Below are 23036 nucleotides of genomic sequence, written 5' to 3'. Positions count from 1 at the left end.
ACGGGATTTTTATGCCCCTTGGACCGATTGGGCGGCCGTGTTTTTCCATCATGGGCGCCCAAGACGTAATTCTCTAGCGGCAGAAGCGGCCGGCATTGAGGCCAGAAGCCAGCTTTCGCGGCCTTGCCCTACTGCACTTCGTAGCCGACTTCCTCGCTGGCGTGGCAGAGTGCTTTCCAGAACGAGCGCGCGAAGGAACGGAAGACGTAGATGTCGAACTGGTCGGTGCCGGTGCGCTGGATCTGGGCGAAGACATCGTGATGGACCGTCGAGCGGCCGGCGCCGACCGGAAAGGCCGGCAGCGCGAAATCGATGGCGAAGAACTTCGCCAGCACCCACTCGGCTTTCGGCCCGGCGATGCGGATGGCTGTGCGGCCGTGCGACAGGTCCGTCACCGTGCCGATCGCCGGCGTCACCGCCTTGGCGAAGGCGTGGGCCAGCCCTTCGGCTTCGTCGCTCACGGTGAATTTTCCCGGCGCGAAACCGAACACCGCCTTCACGCCTTCGCTCAAACCGCCGCCGGCGCCGTCAGGCAGCGCCAGGCCGGTGACGGCGCGAATGGCCGCGATGAGTTTCTTCTCTTCTCCGGGCCATGCCGCGAGCTGCACAATCGAGCCCGGACGGGTTTCGGTGAGCAAGATCTCGACGCCATGTTCGAAATTGCCGTGCGAGCCGACGTGAAACTCCGGCTCCAGGGGGGATAGGCGCTCAACCATGCATGCGGGTCCCTTCCGGATCGTAGAAATGGTTGGAGACGATCTCCACCGGCCCGAAGCGGTTGCGCAGGGGATCGGAGACATGGGCACGGCTGCCATGCCTTGCCTTGCCGCCCTCGACCAGCGCCAGCGCGATATGCTTACCAAGTGCGGGCGAATAACAGCAGGCCGTGATATGGCCGATCGAGCCATGCGGATTGGCTTCTTCCAATTCCTCGACGATGTGCGCGCCGCCGCTGAGAGGCTGGTTGTCGAGGGCAATGAGGCCTACCAGTTCCAGCCGGTCGGACGCGACCAGGCCTTCGCGGTCCATCATGGCCGAGCCGATGAAAGGCTTCTTCTTCGACAGCATCCAGTCGAGATGCAGGTCGCGGGCCGTGGTGCGGCCATCGATCTCGGCGCCGGTGACGTGCCCCTTCTCGATGCGCATCGTGCCCAACGCCTCCAGGCCGTAAGTGACCAGGCCGAACGGCTTGCCGGCCTCGATCAGCGCTTCCCAGACATGGGTGCCATGGCCGGCACCGGAATAGACCTCGAAGGCCATTTCACCGGAGAAAGACAGCCGGCAAATCATGACTGGCGCACCGGCTATTTCGCCGTGGACGATGCCCATGAAAGGCAACGTCGCATTGTCGACGGCGGTGCCGGTGACGCAAGATGCAAGGATCTCCCGGGCCTTCGGCCCGCCGATGGCGGCGCCGGCCCATTCGTCGGTCACCGAGGTGACGTGGACCTTCAGCTCCGGCCAGATCACGTCGAGGAAATATTCCAGATGCTGCATCACCTTGCCGGCATTGGCCGTGGTGGTGGTCATCAGGAAATCCTGTTCGCCCAGCCGCCAGGTGGTGCCGTCGTCGAAGGCAAAGCCGTCCTCGCGCAGCATCAGGCCGTAGCGCGCCTTGCCGACGGCAAGGGTGGAAAACATGTTGGTGTAGACGCGGTCGAGGAAGGCCGCGGCGTCCGGACCCTGCACGGCGATCTTGCCCAGGGTCGAGACGTCGACGATGCCGGCGCTTTCCCGCGTTGCCCTGGCTTCGCGGACATAGGCCTGCTCGACGGTCTCGCCGGCGTGACCGTAGATCATCGGCCGGTACCACAGGCCGGCGGAATACATGGTCGCGCCGTTGGTCGTGTGCCAGTCATGCATCGGCGTCAGCCGCTCGGGCTTGAGATCACCAAAGCGTTCCGCCGCCAGCGAACCGATCGACACCGGCGCGAAAGGCGGCCGGAAGCGTGTCGTGCCGACTTCCGGGATCGGCTTGCCCAGCGCCTCGGCCATGATCGAAAGACCGGGAACGTTGGAGCTCTTGCCCTGGTCCGTGGCCATGCCGAGCGTGGTGTAGCGCTTCAGATGCTCGACCGAGACGAAGCCTTCGCGATGCGCCAGCCGGACATCCTCCGAAGTGACGTCGTGCTGGAAGTCGACGAAGCTCTTGCCCTTGGCGCGGATTTCGAAGACAGGCGCTGGATCGGGATTGCCTGGCACTGCCTGGACAGTGGGTGTTGTCGTCGGGGCGGCGGTTCCGCCGGTCGCCGCGATGCCGCCGGCGCGACCTTCGGCGATCGCCTCGGCCGTCGAGAAGCTGCCGGTGAAGGCGCCGGCGCCGATCCAATGTTGCACAGGCGAGTTCAGTGTCGGGCTCGGCGGCAGGAACGCCTGCCGCGCGGCGCTCCATTCGGCCTTGGCGCCCGCCTGGCTGGCCAGGTGTATGGTCGGCGACCAACCACCGGACATCAGCAGGCAATCGGCATGGATGCTGCGAGCATCGCCGCTCAGCGTGCCGGTGACCATGTCGAAACGCTGGACCTTGATGCCGGAGAGCGCCTTGCCGCCCTCGGTAGCGACGACGGCGTAGCCGGCAAGCACCTCGGCTTCGGCTTCCGCCGCGAGCTTGCGCATTTCGGCCGAAAGGTCGGACCTGACGTCGGCGATGGCAACGACGGCGGCGCCCGCCTTCTTCAGGGCGACAGCCGCCCGGTAGGCGCTGTCATTGTTGGTGAACAGCGCGATCCTTTCGCCTGGCAGCACGCCGAACTCGTTGGCGTAGCGTTCGGCGGCATGGGCCAGCATGACGCCGGGCCGGTCATTGCCGGGGAAGACCAGGGGCCGCTCGAAGGCGCCGGCGGCGATCACCACTGATCTCGCGCGGATTGCCCAATAGCGGTGGCGCGGCTCGCCCTTGGCGGGCTGTTCCTTGTGGTCGCTTACCCTTTCGAGCGCCGCGAGCGTGTTGTTGTCGTAGTAGCCCCAGACGGTCGTTCGCGGCAAAAGCCGGACATTGTCGCGAGCTTCCAGTTGCGTGACGATGCGTCGGGTCCACTCGGTTGCCGGCGCGCCGTCGATGATTTCGCCAGACCAGTTGGCCGAGCCGCCAAAACGCGGCTCCAGATCGGCCAGGATGACGCGCGCGCCCTGATCTGCGGCCGCCTTGGCGGCCATCAGCCCGGCGGGGCCCGAACCCACCACCAGCACGTCGCAAAAGGCGTTCATGCGCTCATAGCGAGCCGGATCCTTTGCAGATCCGGCGCGGCCGAGGCCGGCGGCGCGACGGATGAAGTGCTCGCAGAACATCCAGAAGCGCGTGCCTTTCAGCGGGCCGACAACGGGTCCCATGAAGGTCTTGTAGTAGAAGCCGGCCGAAAGAACCTTGCCGCCAAGCTGGTTGATGGCGTTGACGTCCCAGGCGAGCGAGGGGAAGCGGTTCTGGCTGACGGCGACCAGCCCGTCATGGATTTCGACCATGGTCGCGGGAAGGTTGGGTTCGCGGACCTCTCCCTTCAGCACCGTTACCAGCGCGTTGGGTTCCTCGACACCCGCGGTCAACAAGCCGCGCGGGCGATGGTATTTGAAAGAGCGGCCGAAAAGCGTAACGCCTTTTGCCAGCAAGGCCGAGGCCAGCGTGTCGCCGGCATGGCCGGTATAGGCGACGCCGTCGAAGGTGAAGCGGATCGTTTTCAGCCGGTCGATCCGGCCGCCAGTATCGGTGCGGCGCGGGCTCATGGCTTGTCCTCCGACTTGCGTCGCGCGGCCGGGGCATGATTGCCGCGCGCGAAGGCGACGCTTGAAATTTCGTGCGTCAGCGTGTTGCGCACGACCCTCAGATGCGCCCGGCAACCGCCGGAATGCTGCCAGAGCTCGTTGTGGTCGCCTGCCGGGTTCAGCCGGTCGTACACATAGGCGTTCCACGCCTCGAAATTCTGGGAGGCGGGGTCGGGTCGTTCACGATTGCCGTCGCCCTGATAGGTGAACTCGATGACGTCGCGCGGGCCGCAATAGGGACAAGTGATGAGCATCGAATATTCCTAATGCAGCCTTGCTTAGTGAAGTCTGGGGTTCGCGCCCTGGCCCTTGTCGTCGATGACGAGGCCACGATGGAAGCGGTCGAGGGTGAACGGCGCGTTGAACTCATGCGGCTCGTCCTTGGCGATGGTCCAGGCAAAGGTCCAGCCGGAAGCCGGCGTCGCCTTGAAGCCGCCATAGCACCAGCCGCAGTTGAGATACATGCCTGGCAGCGGGCCAGCGGTGATGATGGGCGAACCATCCATCGACATGTCGCACACACCGCCCCAGGAGCGCAGCATGCGCACCCGCCCGAGGCCCGGAAACAGCGCCAGCATCTCGCTCATCACCTCGTCGACGATGGGCAGGTTGCCGCGCTGGGCGTAGCTGTTGTAGCCGTCGATGTCGCCGCCATAGACAAGGCCGCCCTTGTCGGACTGCGACATGTAGAAATGGCCCATGCCGAAGGTGACGACGGTGTCGATGAAGGGCTTCAGCGATTCCGTCACGAAAGCCTGCAGCACATGGCTCTCGATCGGCATGGTCTCGACGCCGGCCATCCGCATAACGCGCCCGGTGCTGCCGGCCACCGCCACCGCGACCTTCTTCGCACGGATATCGCCGCGCGAGGTGGTGACGCCCGTGATGCGGTCGCCGTCGCGCAGGAACCCGGTGACCTCGCAATTCTCGATGATGTCGACACCGCGCCGGTCGGCGCCGCGTGCATAGCCCCAGGCCACGGCGTCGTGGCGGGCAGTGCCGGCGCGCCGCTGCATCAGGCCGCCGACCACGGGGAAGCGGGCGTCGCCGGAGATATCCAGCGCCGGGATCAGGCGCTTGATCTCGGCCGGTGCCATCAGCTCGGCGTCGACGCCGAGATGGCGCATGGCGTTACCGCGCCTTGCATAGTCGTCGAACTGGGCCGGCGTGTGCGCCAGGTTCAGGCAGCCGCGCTGCGAGAACATGACGTTGTAGTTGAGCTCGTGCGACAGGCCCTCCCACAGCTTCATCGAATGTTCGTAGAAGCGGGTGTTGGCCGGCAGCAGGTAATTGGAGCGCACGGCGGTGGTGTTGCGACCGACATTGCCGGAGCCGAGCCAGCCCTTCTCCAGCACCGCCACATTGGTGATGCCGTGCTCCTTGGCCAGATAATAGGCGGTCGACAGGCCGTGACCGCCGCCGCCGATGATGATGACGTCGTAGGAAGCCTTGGGATCCGGCTTGCGCCAGGCCGGCTTCCAGTCCTTGTTTCCCTTGAGCGCGTTCGCGAGCAGCGAAAGGGCCGAATACTCTGCCATTTTATGTTGTCCGTTTCGGGCGATGCGGCAGACTATAGAGCAGGCCGCATCCGCAAAGCCAATATTGCGCCATGGCCTTTCGACTGGCCGACGCCGGATGCGACGGCTTGCCCCATCATATGGCCGTCTTTATCAAGGACAGGCTTTTTGAATGCCTTTGCCGTTCGTGAGTCGCCGACATCCATGCTTTTCCGATTGCTTCGCCTTATTCTGGTCCTGCTGCTTGTCGTTTCGGCGCCGTTGTCGTTCGAGGCGGCCGCGCAAGGCGTCGGCCAGGCGCCCGCCGGGCTGGTCGCCGACCAGCAGAAGATCATGCAGGATCTCACCGGCAAGACCGACGCTCTCGACAAGAAGATTCAGCAGGATGGCGAGGATGACGGCAGCCTTGTCGATATCCGCCTCCAGCTTGAAGAACTATCGCGACAGGCGCTGAACAGCGCCCTGGCATTCCGCTCCCGCCTTGGCGAGATAAACGCACGGCTGGAACAGCTTGGCCCGGCACCCGCGGCCGGCCAGCCGGAAGAACCCGATATCGTGGCCGGCGAGCGCCAGGCGCTGACATCCGAAAAGGCCGAGATCAACGCGGTCATCTCGCAGGCGCAGGCCCTGTCGATCCGTATCAGCGGGATGATCGACAAGATCGGCAACATGCGCAGCGCGCTTTTCCGCAATCTCCTGACCAAGCGCTATGTCTTGTCCGACGCCTTGAGCCCGCAGGTCTTTTCCGACGCCCGTGACGAGTTCGGCAATTTCTACAAGGCGGTGTCGTCCTGGCTGAGCTTTGCCATCAAGTTCAAGTTCCAGGCCATGCTGGCCGCGACCTTCGTGGCGCTCGGCCTGGCGCTCGTGCTTTTGGTCGGCGGCCGGCGCCTGTTCGGGCGGGTGTTCGAAGCCGATCCCGCCAATGAAGATCCATCCTATTTGAGCCGTCTTTCCGTGGCGTTCTGGTCGACGTTACTGCCGACGGTTACGGTCGCGGCCTTCCTCGGATCGACGATCTTCTTCTTCAATTATTACAATGTGTTGCGCGGTGATATCGGGCTGTTCCTCAATGCGCTCGCTACTGTCATCGGCGTGGTCTTCTGCGTCAACCGGTTGACCAACGCCGCGCTCTCGCCACGCCTGCCAAACTGGCGTCTCATCCCGGTCGAGACGGGGTCGGCCCGCTGGCTGGTGCGCCTGACCACGGCCATGGCCGTGGTCATCAGCTTCAACACCTTCCTGTCGGTCGTGAACGACAAGATGGGGTCGCCCCTGTCGCTGACCATCGCGCGCAGTTTCGTCGCCACCATCGTCGTCGGCGTCATCCTTATCCTGATGGCGATGCTGAGGCCGTTCAAGGCGCGTGATGGGAGCCGGCGCCCATGGCCGGCATGGCTGCGCTACACGTCGCTCGGACTGGGGCTCTTCACCATCATCGCGGCGCTGCTCGGCTATATCGGCCTTGCGCTTTTCCTGTCGCTGCAGGTGGTCGTTACCGGCACGGCGCTGATCACGGCCTATATCGGTTTCCTCTCGGCGCAGGCGATCGGCGAGGAGGGCGCCTTCGCCGACACCTCCGTCGGACGCTGGCTGTCGGCCAATTCAAGCTACGAGGATACCGCGCTCGACCAGCTCGGCCTTGTCGTCAGCGTGGCCATCAATCTGATGATCGTGCTGGTCTTCCTGCCGCTGATCCTGCTGATGTGGGGCTTCCAGCCCGGCGACATCCAGGCCTGGGCCTACAAGCTCGCCACCGGCGTCACCGTCGGCTCGGTGACGATCTCGGTCACGGGGATCCTTTCCGGCATCGTCGTCTTCATCATCGGCTATTTCCTGACGCGCTGGTTCCAGGGCTGGCTCGACGGTTCGGTGATGGCGCGTGGCAAGGTCGACACCGGCGTGCGCAACTCGATCCGTCTCGGGGTCGGCTATGCCGGCGTGGCGCTCGCGGCGCTGGTCGGCATTTCGGCCGCAGGCATCGACCTCTCCAGCCTGGCGCTGGTTGCCGGCGCGCTTTCCCTCGGTATCGGTTTTGGCCTTCAGAATGTCGTGTCCAACTTCGTTTCCGGCCTGATCCTGCTTGCCGAACGCCCGTTCAAGGTCGGCGACTGGATCGTCGCCGGCGACGTCAGCGGCATGGTCAAGAAGATCAGCGTGCGCGCCACCGAGATCGAGACCTTTCAGCGGCAGTCGGTGATCCTGCCCAATTCCAACCTGATCAACAATGCGGTCGGCAACTGGACGCACCGCAACAAGCTCGGCCGCGTCGAGATCAAGGTCGGCGTCGCCTATGGCAGCGACGTCAAGCAGGTCCACGCCATCCTGCTGGACATCGCGCGCAGCCATCCGCTGGTGCTGAAGAATCCGGAGCCCTTCGTGCTGTTTGCCAATTTCGGCGCCGCGGCGCTGGAATTCGAAATCCGCGTGTTCCTGGCCGACATCATGAACGGCAGCTCGGTACAGAACGACATACGCTTCGCGGTGATGGACAAATTCGATGACCAGCACATCGAAATTCCATCGACGCCCCGGGCCGTCATGGAGGTCAGGAAGCATGTCGCCTGGCCGACCGACGACGACAAGATCGAGGCCGATTTCGCCGAGCAGGAACAGGCCAGGGCGCAGGCCGAAGCCGAGGCAAAAAAGCTGCCGAAGTCGCGCAAGTCCAAGAAGCCCGATCCGGGCTAGACCGGCCAGTTCGCACCGCACGTTCGATCCATGACCAATTGCGGCATGAATGCGGCATTCAGTTGCGGTTCAGCTTCCATGTCATATAAGCTCACATGCAAAGGCGAAAATGCCTTGCGAAATGCAACAGAGGCGGTGGGAACACCGAATTGCACCATGTGGAAGTCTCTCGTCGCTGCCGTGGCCTTGCTTGCCGTGAGCGGCTCGGCCCATGCGGCCAGCGCGGTCAACAAGGACGCCGAGACCCGCACGCTGGTCGTGACGGAGGGCGGCAGCAAGACCGACCTCGCGCTGGCCGGAGGTGAGACCGTCGAGTTCTGCCAGAACGGCTGCTTCGTCACCTTGCCGAATGGTGACCTGGAAGCCTTGACCGGCTCGGAAACCGTCGAAATCTCGGGTGGCGTCGCCCGCATCAAATAATGCTGGCGGCATGGCTGGAAAGGCCGGGCATTTGCTCGGCCTTTTATCGTTTCTGGTAGTATTCGTTTAACAACGACATCGGAAATACGCGCGCGGCGGGCGCGTTTGTCGGGGCGTTTAACGTTCGCTACGCCGTTGCCGGCTATACCGGAACCCAAGACGCCGAACTACGGCGCGACGGGTTCAGGCAGGGCAGGACAATATGGACGCGCGGTCGGACAGGAACGCAATACCGCTTGCTGTCGATCTCGACGGCACGCTGATCGCGACCGACCTGCTTTGGGAAGGGCTGTTCATCCTTCTCAAGAAGAACCCGCTCTACATCTTCCTCGTGCCGTTCTGGGCGGCCGGCGGGCCGGCGCGGCTCAAGCAGGCGATCGCCGAGCGCATCGACATCGATCCGGCATCGCTTCCTTATCGCGAGCCTTTGCTCAGCCGAATTCGCGCCGAACACGCCGATGGCCGCAGGATCGTGCTGGCGACCGGCACGCCGCGCAAATTCGCCGACGCCATATCGGCCCATCTCGGCATTTTCGACCGTGTGCTGGCAACCGATGGGCTCGATAATCTCACATCCGGCAAGAAACGCGCCTCGCTCGTCGCTGCCTATGGCGATGGCGGTTTCGACTATGCCGGCAACAGCCGGCACGACCTCCAGGTCTTCGATGCCGCGCGCAATGCGATCGTCGTCGCGCCCGACCGCCATGCCGCGCGCTGGCAGGCCGCGCATGGCGCCGAAACGATGCCCGCGCCGAAGCCGACCTTTCGCACCATCGTCAAGATGCTGCGCATGCATCAGTGGCTGAAGAACTCGCTGATCGCCGTGCCGATGGTGCTTTCGCACGAATATTTCAACGCCAACATGATCTGGCAGTGCCTGCTGGCGTTCATTTCCTTCAGCGCGGTGGCGTCCGCGATCTACATCCTCAACGATTTTTTCGACCTTGCGCTCGACCGCAAACACGTCACCAAGAAAAACAGGCCATTCGCCAGCGGCGCGCTGTCGATCCCGTTCGGCCTTGGCGCGATCGGCGTCCTGCTGGCGGTCGGCCTGGCCGCCGGCGCCCTTCTGCCGATCGAGTTCCTTGGAGTACTGGGCGGTTATATGGCCGTCACCACGGCCTATTCGCTGTCGTTCAAGCGCATGCTGCTGGTCGACGTGCTGACGCTTGCCGGCCTCTACACGATCCGTGTGTTGGCAGGGGCTGCCGCGACAGGCGTCAACGTCTCGTTCTGGCTGCTCGCATTCTCGATCTTTTTCTTCCTGTCGCTGGCGCTGGTTAAGCGTTTCGTCGAATTGCGGACCACCGCCATTCCGCCCGGCGAGCGCATTGCCGGACGAGGCTATCGCACGGAGGACCAGGAGATCGTCGCGCAGGCGGGCATGGCTTCGGCCTTTTCCTCGGCGCTGGTGCTGGCGCTCTACATGGACAGTGTCGCGGTGCGTGAGCTCTATCCGCATCCCTGGCTGATCTGGCCGCTATCTCCGATCGTGCTGTACCTGACCATGCGGGTCTGGATCCTGGCTCGGCGCGACGAGATGAACGACGATCCGGTCGTCTTCATCATCCGCGACTGGCGCAGCCAGATCGTGGTGGCGATCGGCGCGGTACTGCTGGTTATCGGAGGCTGGTAGGCATGGCCGAGCGGTTCCAGAGCTTTGGCCTTGCCACACCGCCGGCCGCAAAGGCAATTCAGGCCGAAGAAGCCATCACGCTTCTGAGGAGCGGCCAGGTGACGCAAGCGTCGCTTCTGGCTTACGGCAATGGACGTTCCTATGGCGATTCCTGCCAGAACGGCGCCGGAGCGGTCGTCGACATGCGAAGCCTGAGCCGCATCCGCGCCTTCAACGCCGAGACCGGTGTTCTCGAAGCGGATGCCGGCGTGATGCTGTCGGACATCATCGCGCATGCCGCGCCCTACGGCTTCTTCCCGGCCGTCGTTCCGGGCACGCAATTCGTCACCTTGGGCGGCGCCATAGCCAACGATGTCCACGGCAAGAACCATCACCGTCGCGGCACGTTCGGCTGCCATGTCGAAGGGTTCACCCTGCTCAGGTCGGACGGAAAGACCTATCGCTGCTCGGCCACGGACAATCCGCGCCTGTTCCGGGCCACGACCGGCGGCATGGGCCTTACCGGCCTGATCCTGTCCGCTTCGATCCGGCTGATGCGGGTGCATTCGCTCGATATCGTCGAGAGGGCGACGCCCTTTGGCGGCCTCGGCGAATATTTCGACCTGGCCGAAGCGGCGGACCAGGCCAACGAATATGCGGTGGCCTGGATCGACCAGCTCGCGGGCGGACGCAAGAGCGGCCGGGGGGTGCTGTTCACAGGCAACCATGCCGAACATGGCTCGCATGCGGCTTCGGGTGCGGGCGGCAATCTTTCGGTGCCGTTCCAGCCGCCTTTCAACATTCTCAACCGACCGTTCCTGACTGCTTTCAATGCCGCCTACCGCTGGAGGAAGGGCCGCTCGACGACGCCTCGGCAGGCCGGCTATCAGGGCTTCTTCTTTCCGCTCGACGGCGTGCGCGACTGGAACCGGCTCTATGGTCCCAAGGGGCTTTTCCAGCATCAGAGCGTGGTACCGGAAGATGCCGCGCGCATCGTCGTGCCTGAAATGCTGGCGGCCGCAAGGCGGGCCGGGCAGGGATCTTTCCTCACGGTGCTGAAGCGCTTCGGCGCCGTCCGCTCGCCTGGGCTCTTGTCCTTCCCGCGGCCCGGCTACACGCTGACGCTGGACTTCTCCAACAGAGGCGCGGGGACACTTGCCCTGCTCACGCAACTCGACCGCATCACAATCGCGGCCGGTGGAGCGGTCAATCCCTACAAGGATGCGCGCATGAGCGCCGCGACCTTCGCAGCGTCATTTCCGGAATGGCCGAGGCTGGAAGCGTTGCGCGACCCCGCCTTCATGTCCGACTTCTGGATACGGACAGCCGCGAGCATCGACCTGCGGCGGCGCGGCGCCGAGGCCGCGGAATAGATAAAATTGGAATGAATCGTGGTTAGTCAATAATTAATCCCGAGGTTTACTCAAAACACTCTTGTGAGTTCACGAAATCTTTTCAGGTTTGTATTACGAGACATTGCGGGGCGGATGAGCGTACATGAAATATATCGTCTTCATTCTATTTACGGTGATGACCAATGCCGCGGCGCAGCTGATGCTGAAGCAGGGCATGATGTCGCTCGGGCCGATTTCGTTCGAAGGCGCCAATCCGCTCGTCAAACTGCTGCAGATCGTCTTCAGCCCGTGGGTGTTCCTCGGCCTCTGCACCTTCGTGATTTCGATGGCCTCGCACCTCTATGTGCTGTCCAAGGTCGAGCTTTCCTTCGCCTACCCCTTCCTCAGCCTCGCCTATGTGGCGGTCGCGGTTTTCGCCTATTTCGTTTTTCGCGAGGATCTCAACGGCTGGCGCATCGCCGGCATCGCCTGCATCTGCGTCGGCACGATGCTGATCGCGCAAAGTGGGCGAGGGCACGAAGACCAGACTGCTTCCATCTCGCCAGACAAGATTCCTGCAAATGAGACCGTTCGATGAGACATGTCATTTTCGGAGGTGACGGCTTCGTCGGCCGCCACCTGGCGCCCAAGCTCGTGGCCGATGGCGATGAAGTCGTCGTTGCCGACATCGTCAAGAGCGACCTTGCGCACTACCGCTCGGTTCGTTTCGTCCAATGCGATGTCACGGACCCGGCCTCGGTCGCCTCCGTTGGCCTGAAGGCCGACGACATGGTCTACAACCTGTCGGCCAAGATGCTGTCGCCGATCCAGGTGCACGCAAAGCGGCACGATTTCTTCTTCCCGGTGAACTTTCACGGCACCGAGCGCATCATGCAGGCCATGGACAGGGCCGGTGCGCCAAGGCTCGTCCACTATACGACCGACATGATCTACGGCCACACCGTGACCTTTCCGATGACGGAGGAGCATCCGGTCGCGCCGCTCGGCGAATATGGCTGGTCGAAGCAGAAGACCGAGGAACTGGCTGGCGAATGGCGCAAGCGCGGCATGTCGATCTCGCTGTTCCGGCCGCGCCTGATCATTGGACCGGGCCGCCTCGGCATTCTGGAAAAACTGTTCAAGCTGATCGACTGGAATTTGCCGGTGCCGATGATCGGTTCAGGCAGGAACCCCTACCAGTTCATTTCTGTTTTCGATTGCGCGGAAGCCGCCCGCGCCGCCTTCAAGGCAGGCGTGCCCAACGAGGCCTATAATCTCGGCTCGCTCAATCCGCCGCCGGTCAGGAAGCTGCTGGGAGACCTGATCCGGCATGCTGGCTCCAAATCGCTGCTGATTCCTACGCCGGGCTGGGCGGTCAAGCGCACGCTCGACCTGCTCGACCTCATGAACATGCCGATCATGGATCCCGAGCAATATCTGATCGCCGACGAGGAATGCGTGCTCGATGTGTCCAAGGCCGAGCGCCAGCTCGGCTGGGTGCCGCAATACCGCGACGAGGACATGCTGATCGCCGCCTACAGCGAGTACCGCGCCAAGAAGGACGGCCACGCTGTCGCCACCAAACACGTTCCTGCCGAGTAAGGCGACGAAGGGGAGATTTCGAGATGACCGTCATGGCCAAGCCGGAGCAGGCGAATGCGCGTACCCTGGTCAGTGCGCCGGCGCTGTCGCCCGCCACCACCGTCAAGCCCGACCTGATCAGCGTCGAGCAGGCAAAGGCGATGGACGTCGCCCGCATGACCGACCTGTTCAAGGCGCATCTCAACCCCGGCCAACTGCATTTCATGAAGCTGCTCGGCTTCCACAAGATCAAGATCGAGCGCGCCGAAGGCATGTTCTACATCGACCAGACCGGCCGCAAGATCCTCGACTTCTTCGGCGGCTTCGGCTCGCTGGCCTTCGGTCACAACCACCCGCGCATCCTGGAAGCACGCAGAAAATTCCAGGAGGAGAAGCGCCAGGAAATCGCCATCGCCTTCATGTCGCAATATGCGGCGGCGCTGGCGCACAACATCGCCAAATGCTCGCCCGGCGAGCTCGACATGGTGTTCCTGGGCTCGTCCGGCTCGGAAGCCATGGAGGCCGCGGTGAAGCTTGCCGAGCGCGCGGCCGGCCCGAAGCGGCCGAAAATCGTCTACGCCGAGAATTCCTTCCACGGCAAGACAAAGGGCGTTCTCGGCATCACGGATGGCCAGCTCTACCGTGCCGACTTCAAGATGGCTGACAATACGGTGCGCATTCCCTTTGGAGATATCGGCGCTGTCGAGCGCCTTTTCCGCACGGACCCCGAGGTGGGCGTCATCGTGCTGGAAACCATCCAGGGCGGCGGCGGCATTATCCAGGCATCGGCGGAATACTGGCAGAACCTGCGTGCGCTCTGCGACCGCCATGGCGTGTTGTGGGTAGCGGACGAAGTTCAGTGCGGCTATGGCCGTTCGGGCCGTTTTTACGCCTTCGAGCACCATGGCGTCGTCCCTGACGTGACCGCGCTCGCCAAGTCGCTGGGCGGCGGCAAGGCGGCGGTCGGCGCCATGATCGCCAAGCGTGACGTCTACATGAAGGCCTACGGCACGCCGAAGACGGCGATGATCCACGCCATGGCGACCTTCGGCGGCATGGGCGAGGCCTGCGTCACCTCGATCGAGGCGCTCAACGTGCTCTATGACGAGGGGTTGATCGACAATGCGGCCGTCACCGGCGACCATCTGCTGACCCGCCTGCAGGCGCTGAGGGATAAATACCCGAAGATCATCAAGGATGTGCGCGGCAAGGGCCTGATGGTCGGGCTGGAGTTCCACGACTTCTCACAGACCTTGCCGATGGTCCTGCGCCCGGTGGTCAGTGTGCTCGACGACAAGCTCAAGGGTTCGCTCTCCGGCTTCGTCGGCGCGCTTTTGTTGCGCGACTATGACGTGCTCGTCGCCTTCACCGAATACAACCGCAACGTCATCCGGCTCGAGCCGCCGCTGATCTGCCAGCGCGAGCATGTCGACCGTTTCGTCGACGCCTTCGACAGCTTGCTGTCACGCGGCATCGTTTCGATCGTGAAGGATTTCGTCAAAAGCCAGGTTCGCTAAAAAAGAAAGCTCATTGGGCAGAACGATGCTGACCAGGTCTCCCGCTGCGAAAAACCCGTTCGACCGGCTCACCGAGGCCGGCCTGGCGTGGGGCGAGGGGACTTACGCGCGCCTGGCGGCGCAGATCGGGGCTGCCGCTTTTGCGCTGTACATCCTCGTGACGGCGTTCACGGCCTGGGTGATGCCCGATGCCAACTGGGACATGCTGCCCTATCTGGCCATTGCCGAGGAAGGCACGTATCCCGATGCGCAGGCCTTGCACGACTATGCCTACAGCACCGTCAAGGCAGGTGTTTCGGCCGGTGAATACAAGTCGCTGACGGACGATGGCGGCGGGTTTCGCAGCCACATGACGGACAATGCCGCCGATTTCCATTCGCTGCTCGGCATGTACCGGATAAAATTCCTCTACGCCGAAATACTGTCGACGCTGAGCACGGTGATGTCGCCGGTCGAGGCGATGCGCCTCGTGCAGGTTTTCTCCGTGCTCCTGTTCGGCGCGATCGCGTTGCTCTGGCTGCGTTCGCAAAAGGCGCTGGCCTTGGCGCCGGTTGCGGGTGCGGTGCTGATCATGGCTGATTTCGGCGATGCGGCGCGGGCTGCGACACCGGACCTGCTTACCTCCGCGCTGCTGCTCGGCGGGCTCTACGCCTATGTCAGAAGCCGCGAGGTGGCGACGGCGATCCTGCTCTTCCTGGCTTTCATGGTGCGTCCGGACAATATTGTTTTCCTTGCGGTTTTCGCCGTGCTGCTGGTCGTGTTCCGGCAAAAGGCATGGGGCGTGCTGGCGGGTTTTGCCGCGTCGCTGGTCGCGTATTTCGCCATTTCACATTGGGCTCATCATCCCGGCTGGTGGCCGCATCTGTGGTTCTCCAGCATCGAGCAACATTACAATATGGACGGGTTCGAACCGGCTTTCTCGCTCACCGCCTATCTCAAGGCGTTCGCGACATCTCTGCTGCGCGCCGTCAGCATGAACAGCTGGGTCGGCGTTTCGGTGTTGGCGCTGGCCGGCTGGTTCGCGGCTGGGCGCGCCGGTTTTCGTCTCGAGCGCCGGGCCGGAATCCTGTTCGCCGCGCTCGTGCTTGGCGCGCTGGCGAAGTTCACCGTTTTCCCGATCCATGATACGCGCATCTATTTTCCGCATCTGGTGCCGCCCTTCCTGCTGCTGGCCACGCCGTTCATGGCGCTGTGGGCGGCGGCCCGCGGTCCGCATCGCGCCGCGCCGCACATCATTGCCGGAGACAAATCATGAGTTCGCTGTCCAGCCTGGCGCGCATCGCCCTGTCACTCGGGCTGCCGGCCGGCCTGCTCGATCGTGGCCCGGCGCTGCGCGGCACGAAGTTCCTGGCAAAGGCGTCGCTGAAGGCTCGCTTCGGGGCAAGCGGGCAGCCGTTCCAGATGGTCAATGTCGGCGCCTGCGATGGCGCGCTGTTCGACGATGTCACGCCGTGGCTGCACCGGATCCCGGGTGCCCGGGCCATGCTGGTCGAGCCGATCCCCTACAATCAGAAGCGGCTGCGCGCCAACTATCCCGACACGGCGCGCTTCGTCATCGAGCCCGTGGCGGTGACGAAAACCAGGGGCACGATCACCGTTCATACGTTCGATGCGGCCGCGCTCGAGGCCGGCACGCTGCCGATCGAGTTCATCGGCTGTTCCTCGGTCACCGACACCAACCTGATGTCGGGCAAGAACGCCTGGGGCGAGAACGACACCAATTTCAACAAGTTCGCGCCCCACCTCAGGGATATCGAGGTCGCCTCGGAAACGCTGCAGACGCTGCTCGACCGCAACGGCATCAGCCATATCGACGCCTTCCTGGTCGACTGCGAGGGCGCCGACTGGATTGTGTTCGAGCAGCTCGATCTGCAGCGTTATCGTCCCGGCATGATCAAGATCGAGGTCGGTGCACTGCCGGCGACCGAGATCGGCCAGGTCGTGGTCAAGCTGAAGACAGCGGGATATCAGGTTGGCTTCCAGGCCGAAGACATCTGGGCTTTCGCCTGAACCTCGCACGGCGGAACCGCCATGGTCAGTCGCCGCCCGAAGCAGCACCTGCGCGCCGTTCGGCCATGTAGCGGCCCGGCGAAGTGCCGAACACCTTCTTGAACATCGTCACGAAGCTGCCGGCGCTTTCGTAACCCAGGTCGAGCGCCACGCTCTGGATCGAAGCGCCGGCGGCCATCCATTGCAGGGCGAGCATGATCGTCAGTTGCTGGCGCCAGCGGCCGAAGCTCATTCCCGTCTCCCGCGCCAGAATGCGCGCAAGCGTCCGTTCGCTCAGTCCTGCCCGCCTGGCCCATGTCTCCATCGTGCCGCGATCGGCCGGATCGGCCATCATCGCTTCGACGATCCGGCGCAGGCGATCGTCCCTGGGCATCGGCAGGTGCAGCCGCTCGACCGGAGCGGCTTCGATCTCATCGAGCAACAGGGTTCCCAGCCGCGATTCGTGGCCGCCTTCTGGGTACTCGAGCGGGAAGCTGGCGGCGCGGATCAGCAACTCGCGCAGCAGCGGCGATACGGATAGCGTGCAGCAGGTCGACGGCAAGGACGTCGCCATCGCCGGGTCGATGAAAACGTTGTAGCCTTCGATCGGTCCGGACGCCTTGATGGCGTGCAGGGCACCGCCGGGCATCCAGATCGCGCAATGCGGCGGCACCAGCCACAGTCCGCTATCCACCTCGCATGTGAAGACGCCGCGCAGCGTCAGCAGCAACTGGGCCTTGCGATGCGCGTGATGGCTGAGTTCGATCACGCCTGTCGCCAGCGTCATGCCATAAACCATAACCGGCCTGGGCACATCGTCGGGATTGGGAAAGTCGGCGGGTTTGGGATGCGTGTTCAGAATGGGCATGCTGGTCTACCGGTTCTAAGATTGGCAGGATTTCCGAATATTCTGTCATATTTCCCCGATGTCGCCAATCGCGTCACGCTGTAATGATGGCTCGAACCCAAGGGAAATGCCGGCAAGGAGCCCACTAGGTAGTCATGGCGAAGAGGCGTGGGGAGCACGTTGATCGCTCCCGATGCTTCCGCCAAAGCGCAGAGTGCTGCCATGAACAAGCCGATCGATACCGCCACCCTGATGAGTGCAGCCGCGGGCGGGATCGCGCTGCCGTCGAACTTCAATGTCATAGGCCATCTCGATCGCGCGGCGCTGCGCTGGCTGGCGGCCTCGCCGCTGATGTTCGGCGCGTTTGGCGACGCTTCCGGTCTCGGCGTCACCCTTGGCGGCGGCGAGATTGGTTTCGCCAGTGGCGATGCCTATGAGCTGCGGCTGCCGGTCGCGCGGATCGACGATCCGTCTCTGGCCGTGCCTGGCCTGGGCTTCGGCTCGCTGTTCCTGCTGCCTTGCATCGGCGAGATGATGCGCGTCAACGGCACCGTGAGGGATGTGCGTGACGGTGAAATCCGCATCGCGGTCGAGGAGTGTTATGGCCACAGCGGCCATGCCTTGATGCGCTCGCAATACTGGTCGGCCTTGCTCGAGATGCTGGCGCCACGCACTATCAGCGCCTTGGCTGCCACCCGTCGCTTCATGGCGCTGGCGACCGTGGATGGCTGGGGGCGTGTCGAACTCAGCCCAAGCGACGATCCGGCCGGCATATTGGCCCGGATCGAGGCTGGCGGGAGCTGTCTTCCTGGCAGTCCGGTCAATCCTGCCACCTGCTTCTTTCAAGGTCCGCCGCCACCTCGGACCGCCGCGATGGTGCTGGTCCTGGGGGCGGCGCAGGTCATCCGCGTATCGGGCAGCGCCCGCATATCGGATCAAGCGGCATCGGGACAATTCGTCTTCCGGGACCAGACGTCCATGCTGGCCGCTACCCTTGAGGGTGCGGTTGCCGAAATCGGCGAGAGCCTGGCGCTGCTGCGCCTCGATCTTTGGCCCGGCATGGCGTCATACGGCATGGCCAAGCCATTTGCCGGGCACATCAGGCCCGACCGGGATGAAGGCCAAGGGGCCGAACTGGCGCGTGCGGCCGTTTCGGTGCCGGGTGTCGGCGAGCTTCTGAGGAAAGGTCTGGAAACGGATGGCGGCGCCATTTGCGGGCGTGCGTCGTCCTGACGTGCTGCCGGCGCATGGCGCCGATATCCCTTGGTTAGCAATGGAGTGAAGCCTTGACCGATTCCGCCCACCGTCTCGAGGAACCGCAGCCGGGTTATGTTGCGCGGACCCTGCTGCGATGGTTCATGCGGCCGGCCCGCGTCGCAGCGGTGGCGGCTATCTCGGATAATTTCCGGCTGATCGATCTTGAAGGCGATGCGCTCAAGAACATCGACTGGACGGTCGGCCAGAAGCTCCAGATATCGATGGGGACAGGGCTGACCGCGCGGACATACACGCCGATGTCCTGGGACCCGGAGCATGGCAGGACAAGGCTGCTCGCCTTCATGCACGGCGACGCCCCCGGCAGCCGATGGGTCGAGGGCTTGCGCGAAGGCGACATGTGCCAGTTCCTCGGGCCGCGCCGCTCTCTCGATCCCTCCGGCATAGAAGCGCCGCTGGTGCTGTTTGGCGATGAAACCTCCTTCGCCCTGGCGTCGGCGCTGAGCGCGGTCCGGAGGCTACGCCCGATCTTGATCTTCGAAGTGACCGACATTGCCCAATCCAGGTCCGTGCTGGAGGGCATCGGCCTGGGCGATGCCACCGTGATTGCGCGAGCGTCCGATGATGCTCATCTCGGCGCGGCTGCCGGCGCGGTGGTGGCGCACGCCTCCGCAGGCGTGCATTTCGTGCTGACGGGCAGGGCGGCGGCGATCCAGCATGTCAATCGTGCTCTGAGGGCGGCAGGTGTCGGCTCGTCGCGGATGAAAGCCAAGGCCTACTGGGCACCGGGCAAGACCGGGCTGGATTAAGCTTCGGCCGGCGATCGCCGGCCTTCACGCTCGCGCGGCTGGCTATGGCCGGCCGGCATTCGACCGTCTGGTCGCACGGCTTTTTCCCAATGTCGCAAACAGGCTTCATCTGGCCTGTCGCTCCGCCCTATAGTCCGCGCGCTTTATCACTTTGGAGTCGAGGGCAATGGCAGAGTTTCCGAAAAAGGCGAAGGTCGTCATCGTCGGCCTTGGCGGTATTGTCGGCGCATCGATCGCCCATCACCTGATCGAACGCGGCTGGACCGATATTGTCGGCATCGACAAGTCGGGCATTCCCACCGACATCGGCTCGACGGCACATGCCTCCGATTTCTGCTACACGACCAGCCATGATTTCCTGTCCTGCTGGACGACGCTCTACTCCATCGATTTCTACGAGAAGATGGGCCACTACGCGCGCGTCGGCGGCCTCGAAGTGGCCCGTGTCGGCGATGACAGCCGCATGGACGAAATCAAGCGCAAGATCGCTTCGGCCAAGTCGTTCGGCACGCGCGCCCGGCTGATCGAACCGGCCGAGATCAAGGAAAAGTTTCCGCTGATCGAGGAGCATCTGGTTCAGGGCGGTCTCTGGGATCCGGACGCCGGTCTGGTCATTCCGCGCTCGCAGACGGTCGCCGGCAAGCTGGTCGACCAGGCGGAAGCTTCGGGCAAGCTCAAATCCTTCGCCAACACGCCGGCAAAGTCGCTGGTGGTCAAGGATGGCCGCATCAGCGCCGTGGTGACCGACCGCGGCACGATCGAGGCCGACTACGTCATCGTCTGCGCCGGCATCTGGGGCAGGCTGATCGCGGAGATGGTGGGTGAGGATCTGCCGGTCATGCCGATCGACCATCCGCTGACCTTCTTCGGCCCGTACACCGAGTTCGCCGGCACCGGCAAGGAAATCGGCTGGCCGCTGCTGCGCGACCAGGGCAATTCGGCCTATATGCGCGACACCGGCGACCCCAAGACCGCCGAGGGCGGGCAGATCGAATGGGGCTATTACGAGGAGACCAATCCGCGCCTTTGCCATCCGCGCGACCTGCTGGAAAAGGACCAGGCACGGCTGTCGCCGTCGCAGCGCGATCTCGACATGGAGCAGATCCTGGCGCCGCTGGAACGCGCCATGGAGCTGACGCCGATCCTGGGGGAACTCGGCTACAATGAAAGCCATTCCTTCAACGGCCTGTTGCAGGTGACGGCCGATGGCGGCCCGTCCATGGGCGAGAGCCAGAAGGTGAGGGGCCTGTGGTACGCTGTCGCCATCTGGGTCAAGGACGGCCCGGGCATGGGCAAGCTGATCGCCGACTGGATGACGGACGGCCGCACCGAGATAGACCACCACGCCATCGACTACGCGCGCTTCTATCCGCACCAGACGAAGGAACAGTTCATCTGGGACCGCTGCACCGAAACGGCGATGAAGGTCTACAATCCGGCCGTGCACCCGCGCGAACCCTTCTCCAAGGGCCGCAACATCAGGCGTTCTCCGTTCTGGGAGCGCGAGAAGGAACTCGGCGGCTACTTCATGGAACTGGGCGGCTGGGAGCGCGCCCATGGCTATGCCGCCAACGAGCACCTGCTGGAAAAATACGGCAACCGCGTGCCGGTGCGCGAGAACGAGTGGGATAACCGCCACTTCTGGCGGGTCTCCAATGCCGAGCACCTGGCGATGAGCGAGGATGTCGGCATCGTCAATCTCTCGCACTTCTCCATGTACGATGTCGAAGGACCTGACCATGTCGCGCTGCTGGAATGGCTGTGCGCGGCCAAGATCGGCGGTGACAACAATATCGGCAAGGGTATCTACACCCACTTCCTCGACGAGGAAGGCATGGTGCGCGCCGATTTCACCGTCATCCGCATGGCCGACCGCTGCCGGGTGATCGACGGCGCCGATGCCGGTCCGCGTGACTTCCGCTACATGCAGCGCACCGCGCAGGACAAGGGCTTCGATGCGACGATCACCGACGTGACCGAGAAATATGTCACCATCGGCATCTGGGGCCCGAATGCCCGCACGACGCTGCAGAAAGTGGTCGAGAACCCGGAAGGCCTGTCGCTGGAGAACTTCCCCTTTGCCGCGATCAAGCCGATCCGCATCGGCGGCAAGGACGTGACTGCTTTCCGCATCTCCTATGTCGGCGAACAGGGTTGGGAATTGCATATGCGCTACGAGGACGGTCTTGCCGTATGGGACGCGCTGCGCTCGACCGGGGTGATGCCGTTCGGCGTCGAGACCTATGCCAACACGCGCCGCATGGAAAAGAGCCTGCGGCTGCAGAACGCCGACCTGCTCACCGAATACAATCTGCTCGAAGCCGATCTCGCGCGCCCGAAGGTCAAGGAGAACGATTTCTGCGGCAAGGCCAGGCATCTGGAGTACCGCGCCCGGGAGCAGCAGCCGGCGACGTTGTGCACGCTGGTGATGACGGAGAACACGGACTCCAAGGGCGTCGCGCGTTATCCCGTGGGCATCATGCCGGTGCTGGATCCCGCCACCGGCGAAACGCTGGTGGATGAACTCGGTCGCCGCTCCTTCACCACTTCGGTCGCCTATGGCCCGACCATCGGCAAGAACATCGCGCTCGCCTATCTGCCGCGCGCCTATGCGCAGGAAGGCCGCAAGCTCAATGTCGAGTACTTTGGCGAGACCTATCCGGTCGAAGTCGCCGGCGTGGGCTACAAGCCGCTCTATGATCCGGAGAATCTCAAGCCGCGTAGCTGACCGGCGCATGTGGTGGAACTGATCGCAAAAGCCTGGCCATCGGCCGGGCTTTTGTCTTTTTAACCGGACGGTTTTCGCTTACCCTCGCGGCATGTCTGCTTTCACCCGTGCAAGACATATGCTTTCCGGCGGCGCCGCGCTGGCGCTGATCTTGTCGTCGACCCCGGCAACCCGCGCGGACGAACCCGTCGATGTCGAACTGGTGCTGGCGGTGGACGTTTCGCTGTCGATGTCGGCGGACGAATTGGAGATCCAGCGTCATGGCTACGCGGCGGCGCTGACGCATGACAATGTGCTGCGGGCGATTGCCGACGGCGCCCACGGCAAGATCGCGGTCACCTATGTCGAATGGGCCGGCACGAGCTGGCAACGCGTTATCGTGCCATGGACAGTGATCGCGAACCGGGCCGACGCGGAGCGGGTCGTTGCGCAATTGTCCGCCCAGCCGCCGAACAGCGCGCGGCGCACCTCGATCTCCGGGGCGCTGGAGTTCGGCAGTGATCTGTTCGCCGAGAGCGGATATCAAGGCACCAAGCGGGTTATCGACATTTCCGGTGACGGACCCAACAATCAGGGGGCACCGGTCAATCTCGTCCGCGATGGGGTGGTCAGGCAGGGCATCATCATCAACGGCCTGCCGCTGATGACGCGCAGCAGCTTCGGCGGGGCTTACGACGTCAACGATCTCGACCGCTACTACAGCGACTGTGTCATCGGCGGGCCGGGCGCCTTCATGATCCCGGTCAATGACTGGACGCAATTTCCCGAAGCCATCCGCCGCAAGCTGGTGCTGGAACTGGCCGGCCCGGCTTCGCCGCAATGGACGATCGAGGAGGCGGATCACCCGCCGGTGGCGCTGGCCCAGGACAAGCCCGCCGCCGACTGCCAGGTCGGCGAGAAAATGTGGCGCAACCGCAGCTGGACGCCGGATAGCCGTTAGAAATCTCCCGTTCAGCCCCGGGTTCGGGAGCATTGGCAAATCGGCCGCGCCGCGCTATCCAGCCGGCGGGGGCCGCG

The 23036-nt window shown here is 63.8% G+C and carries 18 protein-coding genes; 13 read left to right on the top strand and 5 right to left on the bottom strand.

Features of this window, described 5'->3' with window-relative positions; genetic code table 11:
• Nucleotides 1-128: 128 nt before the first annotated feature.
• From FFS37_RS22695 to FFS37_RS22680, 4 genes are read right to left on the bottom strand one after another with little or no spacing between them, the layout of a single operon-like run.
• The gene (locus FFS37_RS22695) at nucleotides 129-716 is read right to left on the bottom strand and encodes a sarcosine oxidase subunit gamma (protein ID WP_137933203.1); all 588 of its coding nucleotides are present in this window, start codon (nucleotides 714-716) and stop codon (nucleotides 129-131) included.
• On the bottom strand, nucleotides 709-3717 hold the full coding sequence (locus FFS37_RS22690) for a sarcosine oxidase subunit alpha (RefSeq protein WP_137933202.1): 3009 nt from the start codon (nucleotides 3715-3717) through the stop codon (nucleotides 709-711). The genes FFS37_RS22695 and FFS37_RS22690 overlap by 8 nt, the downstream gene beginning before the upstream one ends.
• Entirely contained in the window at nucleotides 3714-4010 is a 297-nt protein-coding gene (locus tag FFS37_RS22685) for a sarcosine oxidase subunit delta (protein ID WP_137933201.1), read from the bottom strand. The genes FFS37_RS22690 and FFS37_RS22685 overlap by 4 nt, the downstream gene beginning before the upstream one ends.
• Before the next feature lie 24 nt (nucleotides 4011-4034).
• Nucleotides 4035-5294, bottom strand: a complete 1260-nt coding sequence (locus tag FFS37_RS22680; protein WP_137933200.1) for a sarcosine oxidase subunit beta — start codon at nucleotides 5292-5294, stop codon at nucleotides 4035-4037.
• A gap of 183 nt (nucleotides 5295-5477) precedes the next feature.
• Here FFS37_RS22680 and FFS37_RS22675 point away from each other — a divergent pair, with 183 nt between their 5' ends.
• From FFS37_RS22675 to FFS37_RS22635, 9 genes are all read left to right on the top strand, one after another.
• The gene (locus FFS37_RS22675) at nucleotides 5478-7964 is read left to right on the top strand and encodes a mechanosensitive ion channel family protein (protein WP_137933199.1); all 2487 of its coding nucleotides are present in this window, start codon (nucleotides 5478-5480) and stop codon (nucleotides 7962-7964) included.
• Nucleotides 7965-8120: 156 nt separating this feature from the next.
• Nucleotides 8121-8384 (top strand): hypothetical protein, encoded by a 264-nt coding sequence (locus FFS37_RS22670; protein ID WP_032930670.1) that lies wholly within the window; start codon nucleotides 8121-8123, stop codon nucleotides 8382-8384.
• 202 nt (nucleotides 8385-8586) lie between these two features.
• On the top strand, nucleotides 8587-10020 hold the full coding sequence (locus tag FFS37_RS22665; protein WP_137933198.1) for a UbiA family prenyltransferase: 1434 nt from the start codon (nucleotides 8587-8589) through the stop codon (nucleotides 10018-10020).
• A gap of 2 nt (nucleotides 10021-10022) precedes the next feature.
• On the top strand, nucleotides 10023-11372 hold the full coding sequence (locus FFS37_RS22660; protein ID WP_137933197.1) for an FAD-binding oxidoreductase: 1350 nt from the start codon (nucleotides 10023-10025) through the stop codon (nucleotides 11370-11372).
• Between the two features lie 124 nt (nucleotides 11373-11496).
• Nucleotides 11497-11931 carry an EamA family transporter gene (locus tag FFS37_RS22655; protein WP_137933196.1) on the top strand — a complete coding sequence of 145 codons (435 nt, stop codon included), beginning with the start codon at nucleotides 11497-11499 and terminating at the stop codon, nucleotides 11929-11931.
• Nucleotides 11928-12935 carry an NAD-dependent epimerase/dehydratase family protein gene (locus FFS37_RS22650; RefSeq protein WP_137933195.1) on the top strand — a complete coding sequence of 336 codons (1008 nt, stop codon included), beginning with the start codon at nucleotides 11928-11930 and terminating at the stop codon, nucleotides 12933-12935. The genes FFS37_RS22655 and FFS37_RS22650 overlap by 4 nt, the downstream gene beginning before the upstream one ends.
• A 23-nt stretch (nucleotides 12936-12958) precedes the next feature.
• The gene (locus FFS37_RS22645; RefSeq protein WP_137933194.1) at nucleotides 12959-14431 is read left to right on the top strand and encodes an aspartate aminotransferase family protein; all 1473 of its coding nucleotides are present in this window, start codon (nucleotides 12959-12961) and stop codon (nucleotides 14429-14431) included.
• A gap of 25 nt (nucleotides 14432-14456) precedes the next feature.
• On the top strand, nucleotides 14457-15686 hold the full coding sequence (locus FFS37_RS22640) for a DUF2029 domain-containing protein (RefSeq protein ID WP_137933193.1): 1230 nt from the start codon (nucleotides 14457-14459) through the stop codon (nucleotides 15684-15686).
• The gene (locus FFS37_RS22635; RefSeq protein WP_137933192.1) at nucleotides 15683-16441 is read left to right on the top strand and encodes an FkbM family methyltransferase; all 759 of its coding nucleotides are present in this window, start codon (nucleotides 15683-15685) and stop codon (nucleotides 16439-16441) included. Before FFS37_RS22640 ends, FFS37_RS22635 begins: the two co-directional genes overlap by 4 nt.
• 25 nt (nucleotides 16442-16466) lie before the next feature.
• On the opposite strand, the gene FFS37_RS22630 is transcribed toward FFS37_RS22635, so the two are convergent.
• Nucleotides 16467-17288, bottom strand: a complete 822-nt coding sequence (locus FFS37_RS22630; RefSeq protein WP_137933191.1) for an AraC family transcriptional regulator — start codon at nucleotides 17286-17288, stop codon at nucleotides 16467-16469.
• Nucleotides 17289-17489: 201 nt separating this feature from the next.
• On the opposite strand from FFS37_RS22630, the gene FFS37_RS22625 reads away from it, so the two are divergent.
• The 4 genes from FFS37_RS22625 (at nucleotide 17490) to FFS37_RS22610 (ending at nucleotide 22959) form a co-directional block, all read left to right on the top strand.
• The gene (locus FFS37_RS22625) at nucleotides 17490-18500 is read left to right on the top strand and encodes a PNPOx family protein (protein WP_137933190.1); all 1011 of its coding nucleotides are present in this window, start codon (nucleotides 17490-17492) and stop codon (nucleotides 18498-18500) included.
• 53 nt (nucleotides 18501-18553) lie between these two features.
• Entirely contained in the window at nucleotides 18554-19291 is a 738-nt protein-coding gene (locus tag FFS37_RS22620; protein ID WP_232375741.1) for a siderophore-interacting protein, read from the top strand.
• Nucleotides 19292-19457: 166 nt separating this feature from the next.
• Nucleotides 19458-22019, top strand: a complete 2562-nt coding sequence (locus FFS37_RS22615) for a GcvT family protein (RefSeq protein ID WP_137933189.1) — start codon at nucleotides 19458-19460, stop codon at nucleotides 22017-22019.
• 91 nt (nucleotides 22020-22110) lie between these two features.
• Nucleotides 22111-22959 (top strand): DUF1194 domain-containing protein, encoded by an 849-nt coding sequence (locus tag FFS37_RS22610; protein ID WP_137933188.1) that lies wholly within the window; start codon nucleotides 22111-22113, stop codon nucleotides 22957-22959.
• The last annotated feature ends 77 nt before the right edge of the window (nucleotides 22960-23036 follow it).

The organism is Mesorhizobium comanense (genome assembly GCF_005503535.1).
Taxonomy (GTDB): domain Bacteria; phylum Pseudomonadota; class Alphaproteobacteria; order Rhizobiales; family Rhizobiaceae; genus Mesorhizobium; species Mesorhizobium comanense.
Note: the sequence above shows the minus strand (reverse complement) of the source record. Positions and strands in the feature narration are given on the sequence as shown.

What these genes read in the sequence shown, in the direction of transcription:
- FFS37_RS22695 (WP_137933203.1), bottom strand. Translation starts at nt 716, where the DNA reads ATGGTTGAGCGCCTATCCCCCCTGGAGCCGGAGTTTCACGTCGGCTCG.
- FFS37_RS22690 (WP_137933202.1), bottom strand. Translation starts at nt 3,717, where the DNA reads ATGAGCCCGCGCCGCACCGATACTGGCGGCCGGATCGACCGGCTGAAA.
- FFS37_RS22685 (WP_137933201.1), bottom strand. Translation starts at nt 4,010, where the DNA reads ATGCTCATCACTTGTCCCTATTGCGGCCCGCGCGACGTCATCGAGTTC.
- FFS37_RS22680 (WP_137933200.1), bottom strand. Translation starts at nt 5,294, where the DNA reads ATGGCAGAGTATTCGGCCCTTTCGCTGCTCGCGAACGCGCTCAAGGGA.
- FFS37_RS22675 (WP_137933199.1), top strand. Translation starts at nt 5,478, where the DNA reads ATGCTTTTCCGATTGCTTCGCCTTATTCTGGTCCTGCTGCTTGTCGTT.
- FFS37_RS22670 (WP_032930670.1), top strand. Translation starts at nt 8,121, where the DNA reads ATGTGGAAGTCTCTCGTCGCTGCCGTGGCCTTGCTTGCCGTGAGCGGC.
- FFS37_RS22665 (WP_137933198.1), top strand. Translation starts at nt 8,587, where the DNA reads ATGGACGCGCGGTCGGACAGGAACGCAATACCGCTTGCTGTCGATCTC.
- FFS37_RS22660 (WP_137933197.1), top strand. Translation starts at nt 10,023, where the DNA reads ATGGCCGAGCGGTTCCAGAGCTTTGGCCTTGCCACACCGCCGGCCGCA.
- FFS37_RS22655 (WP_137933196.1), top strand. Translation starts at nt 11,497, where the DNA reads ATGAAATATATCGTCTTCATTCTATTTACGGTGATGACCAATGCCGCG.
- FFS37_RS22650 (WP_137933195.1), top strand. Translation starts at nt 11,928, where the DNA reads ATGAGACATGTCATTTTCGGAGGTGACGGCTTCGTCGGCCGCCACCTG.
- FFS37_RS22645 (WP_137933194.1), top strand. Translation starts at nt 12,959, where the DNA reads ATGACCGTCATGGCCAAGCCGGAGCAGGCGAATGCGCGTACCCTGGTC.
- FFS37_RS22640 (WP_137933193.1), top strand. Translation starts at nt 14,457, where the DNA reads ATGCTGACCAGGTCTCCCGCTGCGAAAAACCCGTTCGACCGGCTCACC.
- FFS37_RS22635 (WP_137933192.1), top strand. Translation starts at nt 15,683, where the DNA reads ATGAGTTCGCTGTCCAGCCTGGCGCGCATCGCCCTGTCACTCGGGCTG.
- FFS37_RS22630 (WP_137933191.1), bottom strand. Translation starts at nt 17,288, where the DNA reads ATGCCCATTCTGAACACGCATCCCAAACCCGCCGACTTTCCCAATCCC.
- FFS37_RS22625 (WP_137933190.1), top strand. Translation starts at nt 17,490, where the DNA reads ATGAACAAGCCGATCGATACCGCCACCCTGATGAGTGCAGCCGCGGGC.
- FFS37_RS22615 (WP_137933189.1), top strand. Translation starts at nt 19,458, where the DNA reads ATGGCAGAGTTTCCGAAAAAGGCGAAGGTCGTCATCGTCGGCCTTGGC.
- FFS37_RS22610 (WP_137933188.1), top strand. Translation starts at nt 22,111, where the DNA reads ATGTCTGCTTTCACCCGTGCAAGACATATGCTTTCCGGCGGCGCCGCG.